Origin of the sequence: Enterococcus sp. DIV0755f (assembly GCF_051713725.1) — a bacterium.
Lineage (GTDB): Bacteria > Bacillota > Bacilli > Lactobacillales > Enterococcaceae > Enterococcus_D > Enterococcus_D casseliflavus.
This window is the reverse complement of record NZ_JBIOQL010000001.1, coordinates 1,593,719-1,615,269: the sequence shown is the minus strand read 5'-3', so window position 1 is coordinate 1,615,269 and position 21,551 is coordinate 1,593,719. Positions and strand designations below refer to the sequence as shown.

General features: G+C 42.6%; 21 protein-coding genes. 1 reads left to right on the top strand and 20 read right to left on the bottom strand.

The genetic code is table 11. The features are described from left to right. Positions 1-125 precede the first annotated feature (125 nt). Together IGI73_RS07265 and IGI73_RS07260 are read right to left on the bottom strand one after the other, a co-directional pair. A complete protein-coding gene (locus tag IGI73_RS07265) occupies positions 126-767 on the bottom strand; it encodes a FusB/FusC family EF-G-binding protein (RefSeq protein WP_438759170.1) in 642 nt (213 codons plus the stop codon). A gap of 247 nt (positions 768-1,014) precedes the next feature. Beyond that, on the bottom strand, positions 1,015-1,353 hold the full coding sequence (locus IGI73_RS07260; protein ID WP_016609515.1) for a hypothetical protein: 339 nt from the start codon (positions 1,351-1,353) through the stop codon (positions 1,015-1,017). Between the two features lie 168 nt (positions 1,354-1,521). On the opposite strand from IGI73_RS07260, the gene IGI73_RS07255 reads away from it, so the two are divergent. Further along, positions 1,522-2,301 carry an ABC transporter ATP-binding protein gene (locus IGI73_RS07255; protein WP_428206293.1) on the top strand — a complete coding sequence of 260 codons (780 nt, stop codon included), beginning with the start codon at positions 1,522-1,524 and terminating at the stop codon, positions 2,299-2,301. Positions 2,302-2,475: 174 nt separating this feature from the next. Here the strand turns inward: IGI73_RS07255 and coaE are convergent, their stop codons facing one another. The 18 genes from coaE to IGI73_RS07165 form a co-directional block, all read right to left on the bottom strand. Next, positions 2,476-3,069 carry a dephospho-CoA kinase gene (gene coaE, locus IGI73_RS07250; protein ID WP_428206294.1) on the bottom strand — a complete coding sequence of 198 codons (594 nt, stop codon included), beginning with the start codon at positions 3,067-3,069 and terminating at the stop codon, positions 2,476-2,478. Next, complete coding sequence (gene mutM / locus IGI73_RS07245; RefSeq protein WP_428206295.1) at positions 3,066-3,908, bottom strand: DNA-formamidopyrimidine glycosylase; 843 nt, start codon at positions 3,906-3,908, stop codon at positions 3,066-3,068. Before mutM ends, coaE begins: the two co-directional genes overlap by 4 nt. 15 nt (positions 3,909-3,923) lie before the next feature. Beyond that, positions 3,924-6,569, bottom strand: coding sequence for a DNA polymerase I (gene polA, locus IGI73_RS07240; RefSeq protein ID WP_428206296.1), 2,646 nt, complete (start codon positions 6,567-6,569; stop codon positions 3,924-3,926). 125 nt (positions 6,570-6,694) lie between these two features. Further along, complete coding sequence (locus IGI73_RS07235; protein ID WP_142964883.1) at positions 6,695-7,387, bottom strand: Bax inhibitor-1/YccA family protein; 693 nt, start codon at positions 7,385-7,387, stop codon at positions 6,695-6,697. Next, a complete protein-coding gene (locus IGI73_RS07230) occupies positions 7,380-7,853 on the bottom strand; it encodes a MaoC family dehydratase (protein ID WP_005225996.1) in 474 nt (157 codons plus the stop codon). Before IGI73_RS07230 ends, IGI73_RS07235 begins: the two co-directional genes overlap by 8 nt. 141 nt (positions 7,854-7,994) lie before the next feature. Beyond that, the gene (gene murC, locus IGI73_RS07225) at positions 7,995-9,329 is read right to left on the bottom strand and encodes a UDP-N-acetylmuramate--L-alanine ligase (protein ID WP_005225995.1); all 1,335 of its coding nucleotides are present in this window, start codon (positions 9,327-9,329) and stop codon (positions 7,995-7,997) included. 114 nt (positions 9,330-9,443) lie between these two features. Next, positions 9,444-9,908 carry a SprT family protein gene (locus IGI73_RS07220; protein WP_142964882.1) on the bottom strand — a complete coding sequence of 155 codons (465 nt, stop codon included), beginning with the start codon at positions 9,906-9,908 and terminating at the stop codon, positions 9,444-9,446. Continuing rightward, on the bottom strand, positions 9,905-12,091 hold the full coding sequence (locus IGI73_RS07215) for a Tex family protein (protein ID WP_016609520.1): 2,187 nt from the start codon (positions 12,089-12,091) through the stop codon (positions 9,905-9,907). The genes IGI73_RS07220 and IGI73_RS07215 overlap by 4 nt, the downstream gene beginning before the upstream one ends. A gap of 137 nt (positions 12,092-12,228) precedes the next feature. Further along, a complete protein-coding gene (locus IGI73_RS07210) occupies positions 12,229-12,963 on the bottom strand; it encodes a metallophosphoesterase family protein (RefSeq protein ID WP_005231330.1) in 735 nt (244 codons plus the stop codon). Between the two features lie 165 nt (positions 12,964-13,128). Next, on the bottom strand, positions 13,129-13,500 hold the full coding sequence (locus tag IGI73_RS07205) for a VOC family protein (protein ID WP_015509625.1): 372 nt from the start codon (positions 13,498-13,500) through the stop codon (positions 13,129-13,131). Between the two features lie 22 nt (positions 13,501-13,522). Continuing rightward, positions 13,523-13,936, bottom strand: coding sequence for a DUF1149 family protein (locus tag IGI73_RS07200; protein ID WP_005225990.1), 414 nt, complete (start codon positions 13,934-13,936; stop codon positions 13,523-13,525). Between the two features lie 92 nt (positions 13,937-14,028). Then, positions 14,029-15,081 (bottom strand): SepM family pheromone-processing serine protease, encoded by a 1,053-nt coding sequence (locus IGI73_RS07195; RefSeq protein WP_428206297.1) that lies wholly within the window; start codon positions 15,079-15,081, stop codon positions 14,029-14,031. After that, a complete protein-coding gene (gene coaD / locus IGI73_RS07190) occupies positions 15,071-15,565 on the bottom strand; it encodes a pantetheine-phosphate adenylyltransferase (RefSeq protein WP_005231326.1) in 495 nt (164 codons plus the stop codon). The genes IGI73_RS07195 and coaD overlap by 11 nt, the downstream gene beginning before the upstream one ends. A 1-nt stretch (position 15,566) precedes the next feature. Further along, entirely contained in the window at positions 15,567-16,121 is a 555-nt protein-coding gene (rsmD, locus tag IGI73_RS07185; protein WP_005225987.1) for a 16S rRNA (guanine(966)-N(2))-methyltransferase RsmD, read from the bottom strand. Positions 16,122-16,221: 100 nt separating this feature from the next. Further along, positions 16,222-16,566 carry a YlbG family protein gene (locus IGI73_RS07180; RefSeq protein ID WP_005225986.1) on the bottom strand — a complete coding sequence of 115 codons (345 nt, stop codon included), beginning with the start codon at positions 16,564-16,566 and terminating at the stop codon, positions 16,222-16,224. After that, positions 16,553-16,981, bottom strand: a complete 429-nt coding sequence (locus IGI73_RS07175; RefSeq protein WP_428206298.1) for a YlbF family regulator — start codon at positions 16,979-16,981, stop codon at positions 16,553-16,555. The genes IGI73_RS07180 and IGI73_RS07175 overlap by 14 nt, the downstream gene beginning before the upstream one ends. After that, positions 16,968-18,098 (bottom strand): CAP-associated domain-containing protein, encoded by a 1,131-nt coding sequence (locus IGI73_RS07170; protein ID WP_015509623.1) that lies wholly within the window; start codon positions 18,096-18,098, stop codon positions 16,968-16,970. The genes IGI73_RS07175 and IGI73_RS07170 overlap by 14 nt, the downstream gene beginning before the upstream one ends. 15 nt (positions 18,099-18,113) lie before the next feature. Then, positions 18,114-21,542, bottom strand: a complete 3,429-nt coding sequence (locus tag IGI73_RS07165) for a pyruvate carboxylase (RefSeq protein WP_284591310.1) — start codon at positions 21,540-21,542, stop codon at positions 18,114-18,116. Positions 21,543-21,551 lie beyond the last annotated feature (9 nt).

Genomic DNA, 21,551 nt, shown 5'->3' with positions numbered 1-21,551 from the left:
AATCCGTTGGTACAATAGCCAAAGTGGTTTATTCTGTTCATTTATTACAAAATTTAAATAATGTTATAACTACTGTTTTTTTGAATTTGAAAAAACGGCAGAAATTTTTCTGCCGTTTCATTTCGTTATTTATCTTTCATTTGCAGCAAAGAAACAAAGTCATGCAAATTTGCTGGCTGTTCCATCTGCTGATTGCACCGTTGGCTATCCCGGCAAATATAGTTCCCCCGTTTGGTGTACGTTCCATCGCCATTGCTTTTTGTCAAAGAAAGAAACATCGAGACATTCCCTTCATGCTGGCACAAGGGACAGATTCCTTTCTTGACCTCGGTTGAGACATGACCGTAAAGTCCTGTAAACCCTTGTTCAGTGGCAATGATCATAAACTTGCTTTGACTACCGATATCATCCCAAGAAAGATAGGTGGTCTCTTTTAAATCAACGGAAGCAAAATCAGGTATTTTCAGTTTTTTTACTTTCCGAAACATTTTTTCAATTTGTTTTGTTGTCGGTACCTGAAAGGGTCGGACGTACTCTTTGAGCTCTGTTAATAGCTCATTGCTGCGACTGATCGTCATCCCCGGTTGAAAGAAAGCAGCTAAAATTTCTCGTGGTGCTGTTTCTTCTTCAGGAAAAAATTGTTCTATGGCGTCTTTTGTCATCGTTTCAACCGTTTTGATCGTTCGAGGATCATTGACCGATTGATACGTTCGTACTAATTGGTATACTTGATGTTTAATTGAATGAAATTGGTAAGGTTCGATCATAAAAAAGCCTTCTTTCTAATTTTCCGTTTCCTATTGCGGCTGTTCTACTTTCTTGACAGTCGTACACAATGCATAAATAAGCATTTGATGACCACCTCCCAATTTCTTTGCTGCTTTTCATGCGATCTTAATGGATTATAATGAGAGGTTGAGAAATTGTCAACTGTGTAGGTGGTTGTCTTTCAACCTCTCTTGTCTCATTAACCCAAAAATGCCTCGTCTAGAAGACGAAGGCATCCATGTTTGTTTATAATTTATCTTCAATTCCTGTGTAATGCTTCAGCTGGTCTGCATCCCGTCGATCATTCGAAGAAATTTTATTTGCATCGGGATTTTCAGCTCGCAATAGTTCTTCGCTGCTGACATTTTCAGGGGTGGTTCGATCATTGCGGGCATCACGCTCATCATTTTGATCATCTAGTTCATTGACTCGTTTTTGATCGTGCTCTTTCTTGATTTGACCTTCTTGTGCTTGTTCTTTTCCAGAGTGGGCAAGTTCTTCATTGTTGGTCCACTCACCGATTTTTTCTTTGGCTTTGCCAACGATCACATCTTTTTCATCTTTAAAAGTACCCATAGTTATCATCCCTCCTGTATAGTTTCATCATAACAAGCATTCTGTTTTCTGACAAAAGATATGAATGCGATACCAAACAGTCAGCAAAATGTTTTTCTTTATGCTATAATATGAGCGATTATTTTCTGAATATTCATACAACTGGAGGTGAAGAACCTGTCTAAGGTTCGACAATAGATGACAATCCTCGATTTCCAACAGGTTTCTTTCGTTCGCGACAAGAACTATTTATTAAAAGCAATCAATTGGCAAGTGAAAAAAAATGAGCATTGGGCGATTTTAGGTCTGAATGGTGCTGGCAAAAGTTTATTACTCCAAATGATCACGGGAAGTTTATGGCCTTCTTCTGGTCAACGAACGGTCTTAGGGGAGCGTTACGGAAAAACGTCTGTGCCCGATCTTCAACGGCGCATTGGTTGGGTCAGTTCAGCGCTGCAAAGCAAGTTTTATGGTCGCGATCTTGCCGAAGAAATCGTTCTTTCGGGGCTTTATTCCAGTATTGGTCTTTATGAGTCCTACGAAGAAGAGCAGCTGATCCAAGCAAAAGAGCTTTTGGCTGACTTAGGTTTGTCGCATCTGATCCATCGTTCCTATCACGTCCTTTCGCAAGGGGAAAAACAATTTGTCATGATCGCACGTGCCATGATGGCACAACCAGAGATCCTCATTTTGGACGAACCATGTACGGGCCTTGATTTATTTGCGCGAGAAGAACTGCTAACCCGTCTGGAGGCTTTCTCACAGCTGCCGAATACGCCGACTCTTCTTTACGTTACCCATCATACGGAAGAGCTACTACCGATTTTCACTCATTTGCTGATGTTAAAAAACGGCAAAGTCCACGCCGCTGGTCAACGAGAGACGATTTTTACTGAGGAGGTTCTCACCTCTTTTTATGATCAGCCGATCATTCTTCACCCCTTTTCCAGCAATCGCGTGATCGTGACCCCAAAATAAATCAGGGCTGGTACTTTGATATTTAACCATTCATACACGATCGTCTTACTTTCCAAACCAAACAGTTTCCGACATGTTTCAGCGCCAGTTGTTTTTGGAAATGATAGGGCTAGGTTTGCTATTGAAAGATAAAATAGCAGGTTCCCTTTTACTGAAGGGAACCTGCTGTCTTATCTATTTGTTTAAGGATGCTAACCAATCATCGATCTGCTGATTGAGTTGGGCGATCGTTCCTTGATTATCAAAGACAATATCGGCCCGTTGTTTCTTTTTCTCAATGGAAAGCTGACTGTCGATTCGTTGTTGCGCTTCTTGCTCACTCAGTTGATTACGTGCCATCAACCGCTCTTTTTGAAGCGCTTCTGGCACATAAACGACTGCGGTTTGATCCATGTATTGGTCGTAGTCGGCTTCATAAAGCAAAGGAATGTCAACGATCAACAAGGGCACTTGCTGCCTTTTTTCTTCGATCTGAGACAAAATCTCTTGTCGAATAAATGGCGACAGCGTCTGATTCAGCAAGCGACGTTTTTCTGGATCATTAAATATCAGGGCACCGAGGGTTTGCCGATCCAGGTGTCCGTCATCGGTCAAAATCTGCGGACCAAAGGCTTGTGTCACCGCCTGCAAGCCCTCCGTATTCGGTTCAACGACTTCTCTGGCGATGATATCGGCATCAATAATCGGTAAGCCCAGTGTGCGAAAATGCGCGACTGCGGTACTTTTCCCGGTGGCGATCCCGCCAGTGACCCCTAAGACAAAACTCATTTGCTGGACCTCACATGCAATTTTTGGCACTGAGGACAAAAGTGCGTCCCCCGTTGGGCAACCTTGGTCTTGACGATTGGTGTCCCGCATCGCCCGCAAGGATTGCCCGTTTGGCCATAGACATTTAATGACATTTGGAATTTTCCTGCTTCGCCCAACGCATTGAGATAGGTCCGAATGGTGGTCCCCCCTGCTTCAACGGCGCGTTCCAAGACATCGATGATCGCTTGATGCAACACGTTGGCTTCTGCTGGGGTGAGCGAATCTGCTGGTTGTTCAGGATGGAGCTTCGCTTGCCATAGCGCCTCATCTACATAAATATTGCCCAAACCAGTCACAAGTTTTTGATCTAACAAAAGGGGTTTGATGGATTTTTTAGACCGCTTCAATCCTTGCTCAAATGCTTCTAATAAAAACAATTCAGGCTTAGGCTCAGGACCTAATTGCATGATGCCTTTATAGGCTGCGCTTTGGTCTTTATCCACTAAAGTCATACGACCAAATTTTCTTACATCATGGTAATTTAACTGACTGCCATCCGTAAAATGGAAAATGACATGTGTATGTTTATCAACAATCGGGTCTGACTCAAAATACTCGTACTTGCCTTCCATTCGTAGATGAGAGATCAGATCATAATCTGTCAATTTAAAAATCAAAAATTTTCCACGTCGTTCAAATTTTTCAAAACGTTGCCCTTTCAACAGTGCCGAAAAGATCGGCACTTCAGGACTTTCGATGATTCGCGGCCAAAGGATCTCGACCGATTCGATCGTTTTATTTAAAACAAGTTTTTCAAGTCCTTTGCGGACCGTTTCAACTTCTGGTAATTCAGGCACCTCTGTTCACCTCATTTATTTTGCATCGTACCATGTTTTGCCCCAATTGCTGTCTGTCAGTAAAGGGACATGCAATGCAACGGCTTGCTCCATCACTTCTTTCACTAAAGCGTCAAGACGAGGCAATTCAGATTCAGGTACTTCAAAGACTAGTTCATCGTGTACTTGCAGCAGCATCGTTGCTGCTAATTTTTCTTCTTTCAAACGTCTCGCCAAATCGATCATGGCAATCTTTAAGATATCCGCCGCACTGCCTTGGATCGGTGTATTGATGGCGGTTCTTTCCGCAAAAGTCCGAATATTGAAATTGCGCGAATTGATATCAGGTAGGTAACGACGGCGATGATACAAGGTTTCAACGTACCCTTTGTCCTTCGCCTCACGAACCACATCCTCCATATACGTTTTCACACCAGGATATTTTTCAAAATACGTATCAATGTATTGTTGGGCGGCTTTTCTGGTGATTCCTAGATTCTGGGATAAGCCATAATCGGAAATACCATAAACGATACCGAAGTTGACCGCTTTGGCTTGACGACGCATATTTTGGGTCACATCTTCTGCTTTTTCGATACCAAAGACTCGCATCGCTGTGCTTGAGTGGATATCTTGACCTTCGATAAAGGCTTCTTTCAAATGGGTATCATCTGAAATATGTGCCAACACTCGTAATTCGATTTGAGAGTAGTCAGAAGAATAGATCACCCAATCAGCTTCTCGTGGCACAAAGGCTTCACGGATCTTTCGACCTTCTTCTAAACGAATCGGAATGTTTTGCAGGTTCGGATCGACAGAACTTAATCGACCAGTTTGGGTCAAGGTTTGTACATATCGTGTATGGACTTTGCCATCCCCTTGGATCACTTTTAATAATCCTTCTACATAGGTTGATTGGATCTTAGCGATTTGACGATAAGTCAAAATGTCTTCAACGATCGGTGCTTGCTCTTTTAGTTGTTCTAACACATCGACTGCTGTCGAATAGCCAGTTTTTGTTTTTTTGATGACTGGTAAGCCCATTTTTTCAAATAAGATCACACCCAATTGTTTCGGTGAGTTTAAATTGAAGGTTTCACCAGCTTCGGCATAGATTTTTTCTTCAATTTCATGCAACCGTTGCGCAAATTCGCCCTTCATCTGATGCAAGCGAGACGCATCAACTTTGATTCCAGTAATCTCCATATCAGCTAAAATCATTGATAAAGGCAATTCCATTTCTTCAAATAGCGCTGTTTGATTCTTCGCTGCCAATTCTTCCGTAAGCTTTGGTGTTAGGTTCGTAATCGCTGCTACTTTACGGGCTAAATGAGCAAAGAAGTCTTCCTCATCCGCTGGCAGACCTTTTTTCGCACCTTTTCCATAAATCGCTTCATCCGATTGGATCGCATCATAGCCATAGTGAGCGGCAACACCTGCGATGTCATTATTCGTATCATTCGTGTCTAAAAGATAAGCTGCCAATAAAACATCAAAAGCGATTCCTTTTGGTGCTGTCGTGTATCGGTTTAATGCCACGTACGTGCGTTTGGCATCATAGACGAACTTTCTACGCTCCTCGTCTTTTAACCAATTGGTAAAGACTGGACTTTCAAACAATTCTTCACGATTGCTGACATAAATTTTTTCTTGATTGCCCCAAGCAACACCGACGATGTCTTCCAAATGATAGTTATCCCCCATCATCTCGACATACAATGCCGTGTCTCCTTGGAACATATCTTCTGTTACTTCTTCAACGACCGAAAATAAAATGTCTTCCATCTCAACTGGTTCAGCTGTAATCTGCAACTTCTCTAAGAAGCTATTAAAGTTCATTTCTTGGTAGAATGGCACCAATTTCTCTAAGTCTTTGCCTTCATATTTCAGTTTGTCGACATCGACCTCAATGGGCGCATCCACATCGATGGTTGCTAACTGTTTTGAAAGAAAGGCGATCTCACGGTCATTGATCAAGTTTTCTTTCATCTTGCTTTTTTTCATTTCATCGATGTGTTCATAGATCCCCTCAACGGAGCCATATTCCTTCAATAGCTTGATGGCTGTCTTCTCACCAATTTTGGTGACACCAGGAATATTATCGGAAGCATCACCAGCTAGTCCTTTCATGTCGATGATTTGTAAGGGCGTTAGGCCGTCATATTTTTCAGCCACATGAGCGGGTGTATAACTTTCAATTTCGCTAACTCCTTTGACCGTAATGTCAACTTTCACGTGCTCCGTTGCCAGCTGGGTCAAATCGCGATCGCCAGATAAAACGACAACGTCAAATAGCTCCTTGTCGACTTTATTCGCCAATGTGCCAATAATATCATCGGCTTCGTAATTATCTAATTCATAATATTGAACACCTAACGCGTTGATCAATTCGCGAATGTAAGGCATTTGTTCTTTAAATTCCCCAGGGGTTTTTGAACGTCCGCCTTTATAGTCTTCATACATCGCTGTCCTGAAGGTGGTTTTTCCAGCATCAAAAGCCACTAAAACATGTGTTGGCTGTTCTTTTGCCATCACATTTTCAAACATAGTATGAAACGCATAGATGGCATTTGTGTGCAGCCCATTGGCATTTTTAAACCGTTCTAATGAATTATGCAACGCAAAAAACGCGCGAAAAGCCACACTATTTCCATCAACGAGTAGTAATTTATTTTTTGGCATTTGATTACTCCTTTTCTCAAAAAGTTCCTCTTTATTCTATCAAAGAACGGGCACAAAAGCGATGAATTGCTTTGTTTTCTCTCTCATTTTATACAAAAAAAAAGGCGAGTTTCCTCGCACTTTTTTTAGTTGTTTTTTCCAAAGATTCGCAATAACGCAAGGAATAAGTTGATAAAGTCCAAATACAGTTGTAATGCCATGAAAACGGCCACTCCTGTATTTGCGCCACCATTCGTTGCGAAGTATACATTGCGGATTTGCTGATTGTCATAGGCGGTGATCCCCATAAAGACAAAGACGGTCACGATCGATAAGAAAAAGTCAACCGGTTGACTGCGTAAAATAAATACATTCAAGAGCGTCGAGATGATGATCCCGAGCAACAGACCATAGCCGATACGACCAACTACACTTAGATCCCGTTTGGTCATGATCCCAAATGCTGACATGACACCAAAAGTGACAGCTGCTGAAACAAATGCTCCCACGATCGATCCAAAGTCATAGATCATCAGTGTCACAGACAAGGTCAATCCATTCAAGAGCGAATAGACTAAAAAGCCAGCAACGGTCAAGGACGGATTTTTCTGCGCCTTCACCCCTAATACAATAACTAGAATGATCTGTAAGATCCAAAGACCGGTAAATCCTAGCGGAAAGTTGTCAATAAATTGCAGAGTTTGCGCTTGAAAGACTTCCCCAAATATATAGGCTGAGATCGCACTGATCGCAAGCCCAATGCCGAAGAATAAATACACTTTTGAATAAAAGCGATTTAAGCCTTGGGCTTGGACGGTTTCATTATTTAAATTATTCATCTTGTTGTTCCTCCTCATTTTCTGCTACTGCTTTTGGCGGCTGGACCATGACCACAGCATCTAAAATACGATGATCTTCTGTGTTGATCGCTTCAACCGAAATAGTTACCACGTCTTTCATTTTATCCACTTTGATCACTTCGAATTCAAAGGTCAACGTTTCATAATGATATACAGGTTCAATAAAGTTTACCGAAAAATTGACTACATGAGAGCCAGGACCAGGCAAATGTTTCGATACGGCACTGGTGATGATCCCCATCAACATAATGGATGGTACGATGGGACGCTGGTACTCAGTTTTTTGCGTGTAGTCATGTTGTATATACAAAGGATTGGCATCATTAGTCAGCCCTAGATATAACAACAGTTGATTGTCTTCGATCGATTCTGTTAAGGATAACGAATCGCCTTCCTCGATATCTTCAATACTTTTTCCTATTTTTCGCGGTTTCCCTATATTCAAAATTTAATTCCTCCAAAAAGAATAGTTTCATCTGAGTATATTCTATCAGATGCCGACAAAAGTGCAAGTTCGCGGTGCTGCTTTTGCAAAAACTTCAGATGTAAAAAACTCTTGCAGCAAACACGCCACAAGAGTCTTTGATTACAATACGTTACGAGTTGTATTGCTTAATAGTTTTTCATAGGCTGTTTCAAATTTTTGCACATCGCCTGCTCCCATAAAAATCACGACAGCATTTTGATGATCCAATAGCGGAGATACGTTCTCTTCTTTGATCACAGTTCCGCCTTTTTGGATTTTCTTGCCTAGATCTTCAATTTTAACATCTCCTCGTGATTCACGAGCAGATCCAAAAATGTCACATAGATAGACATGGTCTGCAAGATCCAATGCTTCCGCAAATTCATCCATCAAAGCGATCGTGCGGGTAAAGGTATGTGGCTGGAAGACAGCAATAATTTCTTTCTCTGGATATTTTTGACGAGCGCCATCGATCGTTGCTTTGATTTCTGCAGGATGGTGGGCGTAGTCGTCCACGATCGTCATATCCGCCACGATTTTTTCGCTAAAGCGGCGTTTCACTCCAGGAAATGAAATCATCTCAGCAGCAACTTCTTTCATATCCAATCCTTCTTTGTAAGCCACAGCGATCACACTTAATGCGTTGTTGATGTTGTGCTGACCAAACGCTGGCAAGACAAAATGGCCAATATTTTCACCATGGATAAAGACGTCGAACTCTGAACCTTGGGTGGTGCGTTCAATATTTTTTGCTTGGACATCGTCGTTATCGTTGACGCCGTAATAGTAGATTGGGACATCGGCTTCAAGTTTACGCAAGTATTCATCATCACCAAAAGCAAAGATGCCTTTTTTCACTTGACTTGCCATCGATTGAAAGGCTGAGAAGACATCCTCGATCGAGTGGAAGTAGTCTGGGTGATCAAAATCGATGTTGGTCATGATTGCATAATCCGGTGAATATGCTAAGAAATGACGACGGTATTCACAGGCTTCAAATGAAAAGAATTCCGCATCAGGTTCCCCATGACCAGTCCCATCGCCAATCAAGAAACTTGTTGGACGGATGCCGCTTAAGACATGAGAAAGCAATCCTGTCGTACTGGTTTTCCCGTGAGAACCGGTCACCGCAATACTCGTATAGGGCTGAATGAATTGGCCAATAAAGTCATGATAACGAGTAACTTCTAAACCAAGTTCTTTTGCCCGTACGATTTCTTCGTGGGTGTCAGGGAAAGCATTCCCTTGGATAATGACCATTTCTGGTTGAATGTTTGCTTTATCGAAAGGCAACAATTTGATCGCTGCTTTTTCTAGATCACGTTGAGTGAAGAAATATTCTTCCACATCAGAGCCTTGTACTTGGTAGCCTTTTTCGTGCAGAATCAAAGCCAATGAACTCATACCGGAACCTTTGATTCCAACAAAATGATGTATTTTGTTTTGATTTTCCATTATTATAATCCTCTTTTCTCAAATCCGCGTCGTAAAAAAACGCGTGTATTGACAAATACCAGGTTGTCACACGACCTACATTATCATACAAAATGAAAAAAATAGCAACGAGTTTTATTTTTCGACTTGACTTTTCTCATCATTTCCTATTTCTAGCAAATGTCCACGACATTTTCCACAAACATATTTTTTGATATCCACACGTCGCTGCCGCCGAATCTCGCAGCCGCAATTTTGGCATCGATAGCGATGTTTGGCTGTCCTTTTGGCAGGAGGTGCATAACGCAAGCCTCCCGTTCTTGCCAGCAATGCTTTAAAGGCAGGATCTTGGTGACGGTGACCAAGACCTGCTAAGTGCAAATGATAATGACACAATTCATGTTTGATAATGCCGATAAAAACCTCCATCCCGTGTTCTGTGAGCATGGTTGGATTGAAATCCAAGTGGTGATCACTTAGATGGTAGCGGCCACCGGTTGTTTTTAAGCGAGAATTAAACACCGCTCGATGCGTGAATGGTTTGTTGAAAACAGACAGCGACAGCTCTTCCACCAAATGCTGCAATTCTTGTTGGGTCATTTTGCATTTCCCGGATCGACCATGGTTAAACTGATACGGCCTTTTTTGACATCTACTTGCTCGATCCAAACGGTTACGACATCACCGACGGAAACAACGTCTTTCGGATGCTTTACAAACGAACGGCTCAGCTTCGACAAATGCACCAGTCCATCTTGTTTGACACCGATATCGACGAAAGCACCAAAGTCGATCACATTTCGAACCGTTCCCTTCAGTTCCATTCCCGGTTTTAGGTCCTCCATACTCAGCACATCTTTGCGCAATAATGGCGCTGGCATTTCATCACGCATATCGCGTCCTGGCTGCATTAACGCCTTTAGGATATCCGTGATGGTTTCTTTACCGACTGACAATTTTGCGGAAAGCTCCGCTGGGCGTAGTTGGGCAAGTTTCGCTTTATTTTCTTCCATTTGCTCTTTCCCTAGCTCCGCTAAAGAAATACCCGCGATCGCCAAAATTTCTTTGGCAGTGTCATAACTTTCTGGATGGATCCCGGTATTGTCCAAAATGACTTTTCCGCCAGGTATCCGCATAAAGCCGATCGCCTGTTCATAAGCTTTTGGTCCTAAGCGAGGGACTTTTTTCAGTTGATTCCGCTGCGTAAATACACCATTTTCTTCTCGATAAGTCACGATATTTTGAGCAGTGGTTTTATTTAAACCAGCTACATGCTGCAAGAGTGCCGCACTTGCGGTATTGACGTCAACGCCAACTTGGTTGACAACAGTCTCAACAACAAAATCCAATTGTTCAGCGAGGCGTTTTTGCGAAACGTCATGCTGGTATTGTCCGACGCCCACGGATTGTGGATCAATTTTGACTAATTCTGCCAAGGGATCTTGCAGACGGCGGCCAATACTGATAGCGCTGCGTTCTTCCACTTGCAGATCAGGGAATTCTTGACGAGCGATCGGACTGGCAGAATAAACAGAAGCGCCTGCCTCATTCACGATCACATAATATACTTCTTGATCGATCAATTTTAATTGTTCAGCGACGAATTGCTCTGATTCCCGACTCGCAGTCCCATTACCGATTGCGACCATCTCGACTTTATAGGTTTGTAATAAGCGACGAAACGCTGGTCCGGCAGCTTCTCGCTTATTCATAGGCGCTGGTTTATGAGGATAGATCACTTCAATCGCTAGTACTTTTCCAGTCTCATCAATGACGGCTAGTTTACAGCCTGTACGATACGCTGGATCAAAACCTAAAACGACTTTGCCCTTCAATGGCGGCTGCAGCAACAGATTGCGAAGATTTTCTCCAAAAATCGCAATTGCTTGTTCGTCAGCTTTTTCTGTCAATTCATTGCGGATCTCTCGTTCGATGGCTGGTGAAATAAACCGTTTCAGCGCATCAGCAGCTGCAGCTTCAACAAAACCGGCTGCGGGTGAATCCCTATTCGTGATCAATTTACGACGTAGGTAATCCATGATTTTTTCTTCATCTGCCACAAGGGCGACCTTCAAGATGTCTTCTTGTTCCCCACGATTAGTGGCTAAAATTCGGTGGGATACCATCTTATTGATAGGATGCTGGAAATCGTAATACATTTCATAAACGCCTTTTTCATCTTTTTCAGCATTTTTGACCGTGCTTTGATACAGTCCTTTGTTTGTGTAATAGCTGCGGATCCAACTACGAAACTCTGCAGTATCACCAACGCCTTCTGCAATGATCTCGTGCGCGCCTGCTAAGGCATCTTCTACAGTAGGAACAGCATCACTGATAAATTCGGCCGCTTTTTCTTGAACGTCACCTGCTTTTGGGAAGCTTAACAGCCATTGAGCAAATGGTTCCAAGCCGTTCTCTTTGGCGATCGTCGCTTTGGTGCGTCGTTTTTGTTTATAAGGACGATACAGGTCTTCGACGGCCTGCATTTTTGTCGCAGCTAAAATCGCCTGTGATAGTTCAGGCGTTAGCTTTTCTTGTTCTTCTATCAAACGCAAAACCTCTTGCTTGCGTTTCTCTAAGTTTTCTAAGTACTGGTATCGCTCTTCAATTTCTCGAATCTGAACTTCGTCAAGTCCATTCGTCATTTCTTTACGGTAGCGGGCAATAAAGGGGACGGTATTTCCTTCTTGCAATAACTGCAACACCGTACTGATTTGTTTTTGGGTAAAAGCGGTTAATTCTTGTTTTACTAAATCAAGTACCTCTTGATTCATTTCTGCCATTTGTTCTCACCTTTCCTTTGTTGCTTTTGCTATTTTAACATAAAAAAGACAGCCATTGAGCGAACAAGATTGCACGAAAACAATGTTGCTTTTGCGACTCTTGTTATGGCTGCTTTTGTCTTTTATCAAAAAGACTTTTAAAAGTCTGGTTGCCAAGGACCTGCTAAATTTTGGTATTCGATGTCCTGAACGATCCCTTTGTCATCAAAAATCACGCCATGCACCGATCCACCAAATACTGCCCCGCCATCGATGCCGATTTTGTCGTCTTGTTGCCATAGATCCGTCGTCTGCATATCTCCATGCAGCATGGGCGTGATGGTATGGCCAAAAACGATCGTTTTTCCTGTACGGTTTTTTCCTTTATGAAACGGCTCGCGAATCCAGATAAAATCATGGTCTGCGGTCTTACGCCAATCTTTTTTACTTAAATCCACGCCCGCATGAACAAAGAGATACTTTCCCCATTCGTAATAAAGCGGTCGCTCCATCAAAAACTCTATTAAGTCTCGATAGCTACTGCGGATCATTAAGGCGATTTCCGTCGGCGAATACTCCTCAGTAGCGCCTGTATGCAAAAGACTTTCAATCGTTTCTTTGCCGCCATTGCGTACGTAAGCGGCAAACCAATCCTCAGGGGCATTTAGAAATTGCAGAAAATACTCCTCGTGATTGCCGCGTAAATAAATCGCTTGGTATTCTTCGACTAACTTTTTTCCCAGAAAAAAACACTCTTTTGACTTCGGCCCCCGATCATTTAAGTCTCCAATCAAAAGCAGCTGATGGAGCTTAGGGTCATAATCGGTAAGAAGTTTTTTAAACAGATCGGCCATTCCATGAATATCACTGATTGCATATAGATAGTTTTGCATAGTCATTTCCTCCTTAAAGGCAATTGATTCTCTTGTTATCAATTTTAGACCTTTGCCTGTAAAATGTCTTGCAATAAAACGAAAAAACCAACCATTTGTCCTGAACAGTACGACAACATAAAGTCGGGTTCAAAAGGACGAATGATTGGTTACGATCGACAAAAGCTATTTTCCTGATACAGCAAAATAATTGCCATCCGGATCGGCAAAATTGAAAACCAGTTGTTCTTCCATCTGAATCAATTCACCCACTTCTGCTTCCATCTCTAAAAGCTTCTTATAAAGTATCGTAATATCTTCTGCAAAAAACATGATCGATGGGGAATTCAAAGCGACTTCAGGTGAATGTGTTTCGATAAACTCACGGTCATATAAGACAAAATGTGCCTCCGCCTCTTTTGATGGCGCGATTTCAACGACGGATGTTCCATCAACGGTTTGTTGTTCAATGATCACAAACCCTAGTTCTTGCCAAAACTCAACTGCTTTCGTCACATCGTCGACGTATAGCATCACTTGCATTTGATTGGAAAACAATGGGCATCCCTCCTATTTCTCGTTATTCGTCTGCTTCCTTCGCTTCTTGCGCAGCGTTCGAATTGGTATTAAAGTTCAATTGTAAACCTGGTTTGTCGGTCACGATCTCTGTCACTTCATAAGTCAAGCGTTTGACGATATCAAACAAGGGCTCAACCAAGCGATCAGTTTCGGCTTTCGTCAAATCCTCTCCAGAATTGACTTTGCGATTCAAAATATGATTGACTTGTCCGACACGTCCTGACAAAACGTAATCAGGGAACACCAATTGGAATTCTAAGCGGGCACCAATAATACTGTTTTTTTCCATATATTCTTCATCTTTGACTTTTAACGGCGCAAAGCCGACATTCAATTTTGTTTCCATTTCTTTGTCTTTCGGTTTCATATCGAAATGATATGCTTCAACGATCGGTTGTTGTCTTTTTAATTCCACTAGATTCACACTCCTTATCTAAAAGTATAGCATAACCTTTTCTTTGAGCCTACTGTATTCTTTAGACAATAAAAAAAACGGCAAGTGCCGTTTTAATTTGCTTCTTTTAGTGTTGCTAGGTAGTCCAATGCATCTTGGACATTGGCGATCGGAACGATTTTCATGTCTGTGTCTAACTTCTTCGCTGCTGCCACTGCCTCTTCGTAATTCGTTTTAATGGAAGGATCTATTTCACGCTCTTCGTCAGTGATTTCATCGTCCGGAGCAAAAAAGATTTCTGCTCCACTTTCGCTGGCACTCGCTACTTTTTTGTCAATCCCACCGATTCGACCAACCGTCCCATCAGCTGAGATCGTTCCGGTTCCAGCAATATTATGGCCTTTACGCAAGTTATCTCCAGTTAGCTGTTCATAGATTTCAAGGGTGAACATCAACCCAGCTGAAGGCCCACCGATATTGCCAGAATCGATCACGATCTCTTCATCAGAAGTGATCTCTGTATGATCGACGAGTGAGATACCGATACCTGCTTTTTGATTGCTTTCCAGTTCAATTAAGTTGCCTGTTGCTTCTTTTTCTTCGCCATCTTGCAAGTAAGTTACGGTGATCTCATCACCAATGGTTTGACTTTGTACATAGTCGATAAAGTCTTGGCTACTTTTAAATTCTTTGCCATTGACAGCGGTGACGGTGTCTCCCACGGATATTTTCCCCGCAAAGCTGGAATTTGGATCGATCCCCATGACATAGACCCCTTTATAGGTCATTTCATAAGGCAAGTCTGCCAGCTTTAATGCTTGCTCAATCGCACTATTTTGCGAGGATTCCATATAATAGCGCTGGATGCGATTGTACTCCTCATCTGTCGCACCGCCTAAAAGTTCTTCCTCACTGATCAAGTCTTGAAATTCATTGAATTTCGTTCCAATCGCCGTAAACACGGTAGCCTGTCGAATCCCGACACTGGTTAAAGAAAAGGAGCCAGCTGAGGTGTCTTCTTTTTGATTGACGGTAATCAATTCTTTTAAATCGATCGTTGCACCGGGTTGCTCGATATAATATGGAATCGGCAAAAAGGCACAGGCTGCGATGATCAGCGCTAAAACAAACAGGAGAACATATTTGATCGTTGATTTAAGATTCATTGGTATCACGCTTCTTTACTATAGCATCGTAGATATTTTGTGGTAAATATTCCGCAACATCGCCGTTAAAGGTTAAGATTTCTTTCAACAAACTGGAGCTGATGAAACTATGCTTTGCATCTGCTAAAAGAAAGACGGTCTCCAGGGAAGGTTCTAAGTGATGATTCATTTCCATGATGTCCCGCTCATACTCATAATCTTTCACACTGCGAATGCCTCTAAGCAGAAACTGTGCGCCTAGTTTTTTCGCGATCGTGACCGTCAGCTCCGTTTCTTGCGCCAGAATCTTGACGTTTGGAATATGAGCGAGGGCTTCTTCAATTAGATGAACTTTTTCTTCACTTGTAAAAAAACTTTTTTTATTGGTATTTGTAAAAACACCCACGATCAGTTCATCAAAAAGCGTTGCGCCTCGCTCAATCAGATCCACATGACCTGACGTCAGCGGATCAAAACTTCCTGGAAATAAAGCAATCTTTTTCATGTTATCCCTCATTTCTATAGATCGTCACCGCAGATATGCCATAGGTTTGGGCGCGCATCAAATGCAAAGAACCAATCTTTTCTGGCAAGACGATGGACTTATCTGTTTCGCAAACTACATAAGCAAACGGACGAATCAATTCATCCTTCAGCATAGCTTCTAGCTGTTGCAGGATCTCTTGCTTTGCGTAAGGTGGATCTAAAAATAGATAGTCAAAGCTTTGTCCCTCAGCTGCAAACTGGCGTAAGGCTTGATTGGCATCCATTTTTAGTACCGTGAACTTTTCTGGTTCTTTGGTTATTGCAATATTTTCACGGATCACTTTGATAGCTGGAAAACTACGGTCGACACAAACGGCATGCTCCGCACCACGAGAGACCGCTTCGATCGCTAAGCCCCCGCTCCCACTAAACAGATCCAGTACAACTCCTCCATCTAAATATTGCCCTAACATGTTAAAGATCGCCCCTTTTACTTTGTCTGTCGTGGGGCGAGTGTTATCTCCAGCAAGACTTTTTAATCTGCGGCCACCATATTCTCCGGCTACTACACGCATGCGTTTTTCCCTCCAAGATCTTCGTAAATACAAATATAGCACTGTTTCTATAAATAGCAATAAAAAAATGGCGGTGACTCAAGGCACCCCCACTTTTCTATTACACGTTTTCTGCCAATCGAATCATCGTATTTTTTTCTTCGATATCAAACCCTTCATCTTTCACTGGATAGGCTGCTGATGTACCAATTTTTTCAGCAAAATCCATTTCGACATCTGGTCGATAGGAAGCTTCAACTTGTCGAACAAAGTGAAACTGCTCGATTTTTGTTTTTTTGCTTTCGTATTCTTCTTCGTTCAAATACATGACCACGTATTTCATTTTGCGTGATACATAATGAACGAAGCCAAAACGACGCAAATTTTTTAGTTGACGTAGGCTGTAGACCCATACGATCAATCCTCGACGCTTCTGCATCGTAAAAGGCGTTTTATCCTCGTGCATGACAATTTCCTCCACAACTTGATTTTGATTGAAAAAAAGGACTTCCAGCATCCACTTTGACAGTTGGTGAAAAACACGTAGAAATCGCTACGGTCAGTTCATCCAGCAAACGCTGCAGCTGCGTTTCACTCCAGCGGTACTCGCTCACTTGCTCATTGAGATCCAGCTGTCGCTTAGCTGTGCGCATCGCACGCTTTTTCTCTTTGAAATCAGGGGCATATGCGCCGTACGCTTCAATTCTTTCAAAATCCAGCTTTTTTTCTATAAACGATCGCATCAATTCCTGAGCAACAGGCTCTTGATGCATGGTTTGTTTCGCTATTTGATAGTTTCTACACGTTTCACTCGCTTTGATTGCCGTTACAAGTGAATCGATTTGATCTTCAATCTCGAAAAAGGCTTCATCGTAAATCATCTGATGTACTATCCTCGGTCCCTTCTACATCTTCTTGCACTAAGACTACCATATTTGCTTCAGAAAAAGCAATTCCTATCTTTTCTGATTGTTCATGGGTCAAACGTTCAGTAAATCTTGGGTTACTGAACCAAGATAAAATAGTAAAGGTTGGATCATAGACAGGCGCTTCAAAAATCGAAGCAGAAGCCTCTAACTCCTTCGCTGCTAATAACTCCTGCCACTCATCGTTCGTCAAAACAAAATTACTCGTTTTTTCCGAAGAAAGAGCACGTTGATAGGAATGGATGCGTTGAGAGGTCAAATGATCCGATAGATTATTCGTCAAATCCGCTAAAAGTCCGACCGCATCTTGATGCGTCTGGGTATCTTGTACAAAGCTTTCCAAACCGATTTGATTACGAAGCTTATCAATAATGACAAAGGCTAACGTCTCTTTTTCAAGATCAGCTTGTGCTTGGTCAATCGTTTGCGAAACTTGAAACAGCGGTCGTTCTCCTTCTGTCAAGGGATAGGGCGCTAACTTAAGCAGGGTCGTCTGATCCAAGTAAGTGATCGCCTGCAGTTGAGCCGTCTCTTGATCAAAGAATAAAACAGCAAATGTCCCATTATCAAACGCTACTAAGGGTCGGTAGTTCATATCTTCTTCCATCAACTCAAAACTGATGGTGCGATCATTTTGTGTCAAGGTAAAATTTGGATAAATCATGGTCAGCTCAGTCAAGTCAGTCAAGGTCATGCCCATTGCAAAGGGCGCTAGGGAAGATCCCCCGGCGCCGATCACTTTGATTGCCTGCACACTCTCACCATCAGTATTGATCTCAACATATTGCTGATCGTCTAATTGATTGTAGACCCGAATTTCAAACTCGTAGCCCGAGCGATACGTTTGAACTGGAAGCCCGTAGATTTCTTCAAAATCAGAAACAGGCTCCCCAATCAATTCAGCTAATCCTTGGGCTGCGATTGGTTCATAATTCATGGTCGTTGGTGCTTTGATTGGGTTCTCGATCGTCATTCTTGAATCTGAAGCGTTTTGCATGAATACTGGCTGCAAATACACGATTATCAGGGCTAGGACAAATAAGCCGCAAAATAATAATCCCCTTCGCTTCATCTGCTGATCGACTCCTTATTTTTCTTTGACTTCAATCAGAAGGTCTCCTGACTGGATTGGTTCCCCATCGGTTACGTAAACATGCTCAACTACACCAGAGAAGCGAGCTTCGACGGAAGTTTCCATCTTCATCGCTTCAGTGACCATCAACGTCTGTCCACGTGCCACTCGATCACCTTTTTTGACTAATACTTCTAAAACTGAACCACTCATGGAGGCACCGATTTGTTCTTTGTTCGTTGGCTCTGCTTTGCGTTTTGTTTGAACAGAACTGATGATCGAACTATCTTTCACAACGATTTCTCGTCGTTGACCGTTTAAGTTAAAGAAGAGGGTCCGATTGCCTTCGATATCTGGTTCACCGATTTCATCGAGACGAATGATCAAGATTTTGCCTTTTTCTAATTCGACATTGATCGTTTCGCCTAAGCGCATACCATTAAAGAAGGTTGGTGTATCAAGGACTTTTACATCGGCAAACTGCTCATACGCTTTTCGATAATCAAGGAAGACTTGCGGATACATCAAGTAGCTCAGGACTTCTTCGTGTTTTGGTTCATAGCCGATTTTTTCAGCTAGTTCTTGTTTCACTTCAGCAAAATCAACTGGTTTGGCAAAGGCTCCTGGACGTTCCGTAAAGGCTGGGCGTCCTTTTAAGATAATGCGTTGCAATTCTTTCGGGAAACCACCGACTGGCTGACCTAACTCGCCTTGGAAGAAGGTGATCACTGATTCTGGGAAACTCAATGTATCGCCTTTTTCAAAAATATCTTTTTCTGACAAGCCATTTTGTACCATGAAGAGCGCCATATCGCCCACGACTTTCGAAGAAGGTGTCACTTTCACGATGTCTCCAAACATCATATTGACTTCATGATACATTTCTTTGATTTCATCCCATTTTTCGCCTAAACCAACGGCTTTGGCTTGTTGCTGGAGATTGGTATATTGTCCTCCTGGCATCTCATGCTTGTACACTTCCGTTTGAGGGGCGTTCAAGCCATTTTCAAAGGAATGATAGTACATGCGGACATCTTCCCAATAGTGATTCAATTGTTGGATATTATCCACATTGATCTCTGGGCAACGCTCGCCGTTTAAAAGAGCATAATACAAACTACTCATACTTGGCTGACTCGTTGCGCCACTGATAGCTGACATAGCGACATCCACGATATCAACGCCAGCTTTGGTAGCTGCTGAGTAAGTGATAATCCCATTCCCGCTGGTATCATGCGTGTGCAGATGGATCGGTACATCGATCGTATCTTTTAACTCACTGATCAAACGATAAGCCGCTTGCGGTTTTAATAATCCAGCCATATCCTTGATCGCAATAATATGGGCACCAAGATTTTGCAATTCTTTTGCCATATCTTTGTAATATTGTACCGAATATTTTTGGCGAGATGGATCATTGATATCCCCTGTATAACAAATCGTCGCTTCTGCAATTTTCCCCGTATCACGAACAGCTTGGATACTTTTCTCCATTTGTGGGACCCAGTTCAAACTATCAAAGATTCGGAATACATCGATTCCTTGTGCCGCAGATTCTTTGATGAATTCTTCCAACACATTGTCAGGATAATTGGAATACCCGACAGCGTTGGAGCCTCTAAACAACATTTGTAAGAGTGTATTCGGCATTTTTTTCCTGAACATCCGCAATCTTTCCCATGGATCTTCTGTTAAGAAACGGTACGCAACGTCAAAGGTTGCCCCACCCCACATTTCACTTGAGAACAATTGTGGTAGGCCAGCTTCCGTCATCGCGGCAATTTTCTTAAAGTCATGGGTTCTTACACGAGTTGCCAACAAACTTTGATGGGCATCTCGGAAGGTTGTATCCGTCAGTAAGACATTCTTTTGTTGACCGATCCATTCAATGACACCCTCGGCACCTTTCGTATCTAAAATATTTTTGGCGCTGACAAAATCAGGCGTTGCTTGGATGTGTTGTGGCATCCGTGGTTCATTGTAGAAAGGTTTCTTTTGTTTTTCGATTCCCGGGAATCCATTGATCGTGATTTCACCGATATACTTCATGGTTTTGTTTCCACGGTCACGAATCCGAGGGAAATTGAATAGTTCTGGCGTATTGTCGATAAAGGTAGTTTTGGCTTCCCCTGAACGAAAGGCTGGATGAGAAACAACATTACGCATAAAGAGAATGTTTGTTTTCACACCACGTACTCGGAATTCTTTCAGACAGCGCATCATTTTTTGAATTGCTTGGTCGAACGAAGCAGCATGCGTACAGACTTTTACAAGTAGCGAGTCGAAATAAGGGGTTACCACTGCACCGGCATAAGCATTTCCGACATCTAAACGAACCCCAAACCCACCCGGAGAGCGGTAGGTATCGATCTTACCAGTATCTGGCATAAAATTATTCGCTGGATCTTCTGTCGTCACGCGACATTGGATCGCAACACCCTCAAAGCGAATGTCTTTTTGTTCAGGAATTCCGATTTCTTTATGCAAGTCTTTGCCTTGTGCAATCAAAATTTGTGTCGTCACGATGTCTAAATTGGTGATCATTTCAGTGATCGTATGTTCCACTTGGACCCGTGGGTTTACTTCGATAAAGTAGAATTTGTCGCCCTCTACTAAAAATTCCACGGTTCCAGCATTGATATAGCCGACATGCTTCATTAGTTGAACGGCTGCTTGGCATATTTTTTCCCGTTGTTCATCAGTCATTGACACACAAGGTGCCACCTCGACTACTTTTTGGTGGCGGCGCTGAACCGAGCAATCACGTTCAAATAAGTGAACGACGTTTCCGTGCGTATCTCCTAAAATTTGGACTTCAATATGTTTTGGATTACTAATGTATTTTTCAACGTAGACTTCATCGCTACCAAATGCCGCTTTGGCTTCACTTTTGGCACGTTCGTAGCCGTCTCTTGCTTCTTTTTCATCATGAGCGACACGCATGCCTCGCCCACCGCCCCCAAGGGCTGCTTTGATCATGATTGGATAATCATGTTCGTTTGCAAAAGCTAAAACGTCATCGATCGATGCAACTGGACCGTCAGAGCCAGGAATTGATTGAATCCCGGCCTCGATCGCTGCTGCTTTTGCTTTGATCTTGTCGCCAAAAATATCTAAATGATGGGTGGATGGTCCGATGAAAATCAAACCTTCTTCTTCACAGCGTTGAGCAAATCCCAGATTTTCTGATAAAAAGCCGTATCCAGGATGGATTCCTTCGGCACCGGCCTTTTTCGCCGTGCGAATGATATCTTCAATGTCTAAATACGCATCGATCGGACGTTTGCCTTTCCCCACTAAATACGCTTCGTCTGCTTTAAAGCGATGGACGGAGTATTCATCCTCCGCAGCATAAATTCCGACAGTTTTGATCCCAAGTTCCGCACATGCGCGGAAGACACGGATCGCGATTTCTCCACGATTGGCAACAAGAATTTTCTTCATCTAATCCAC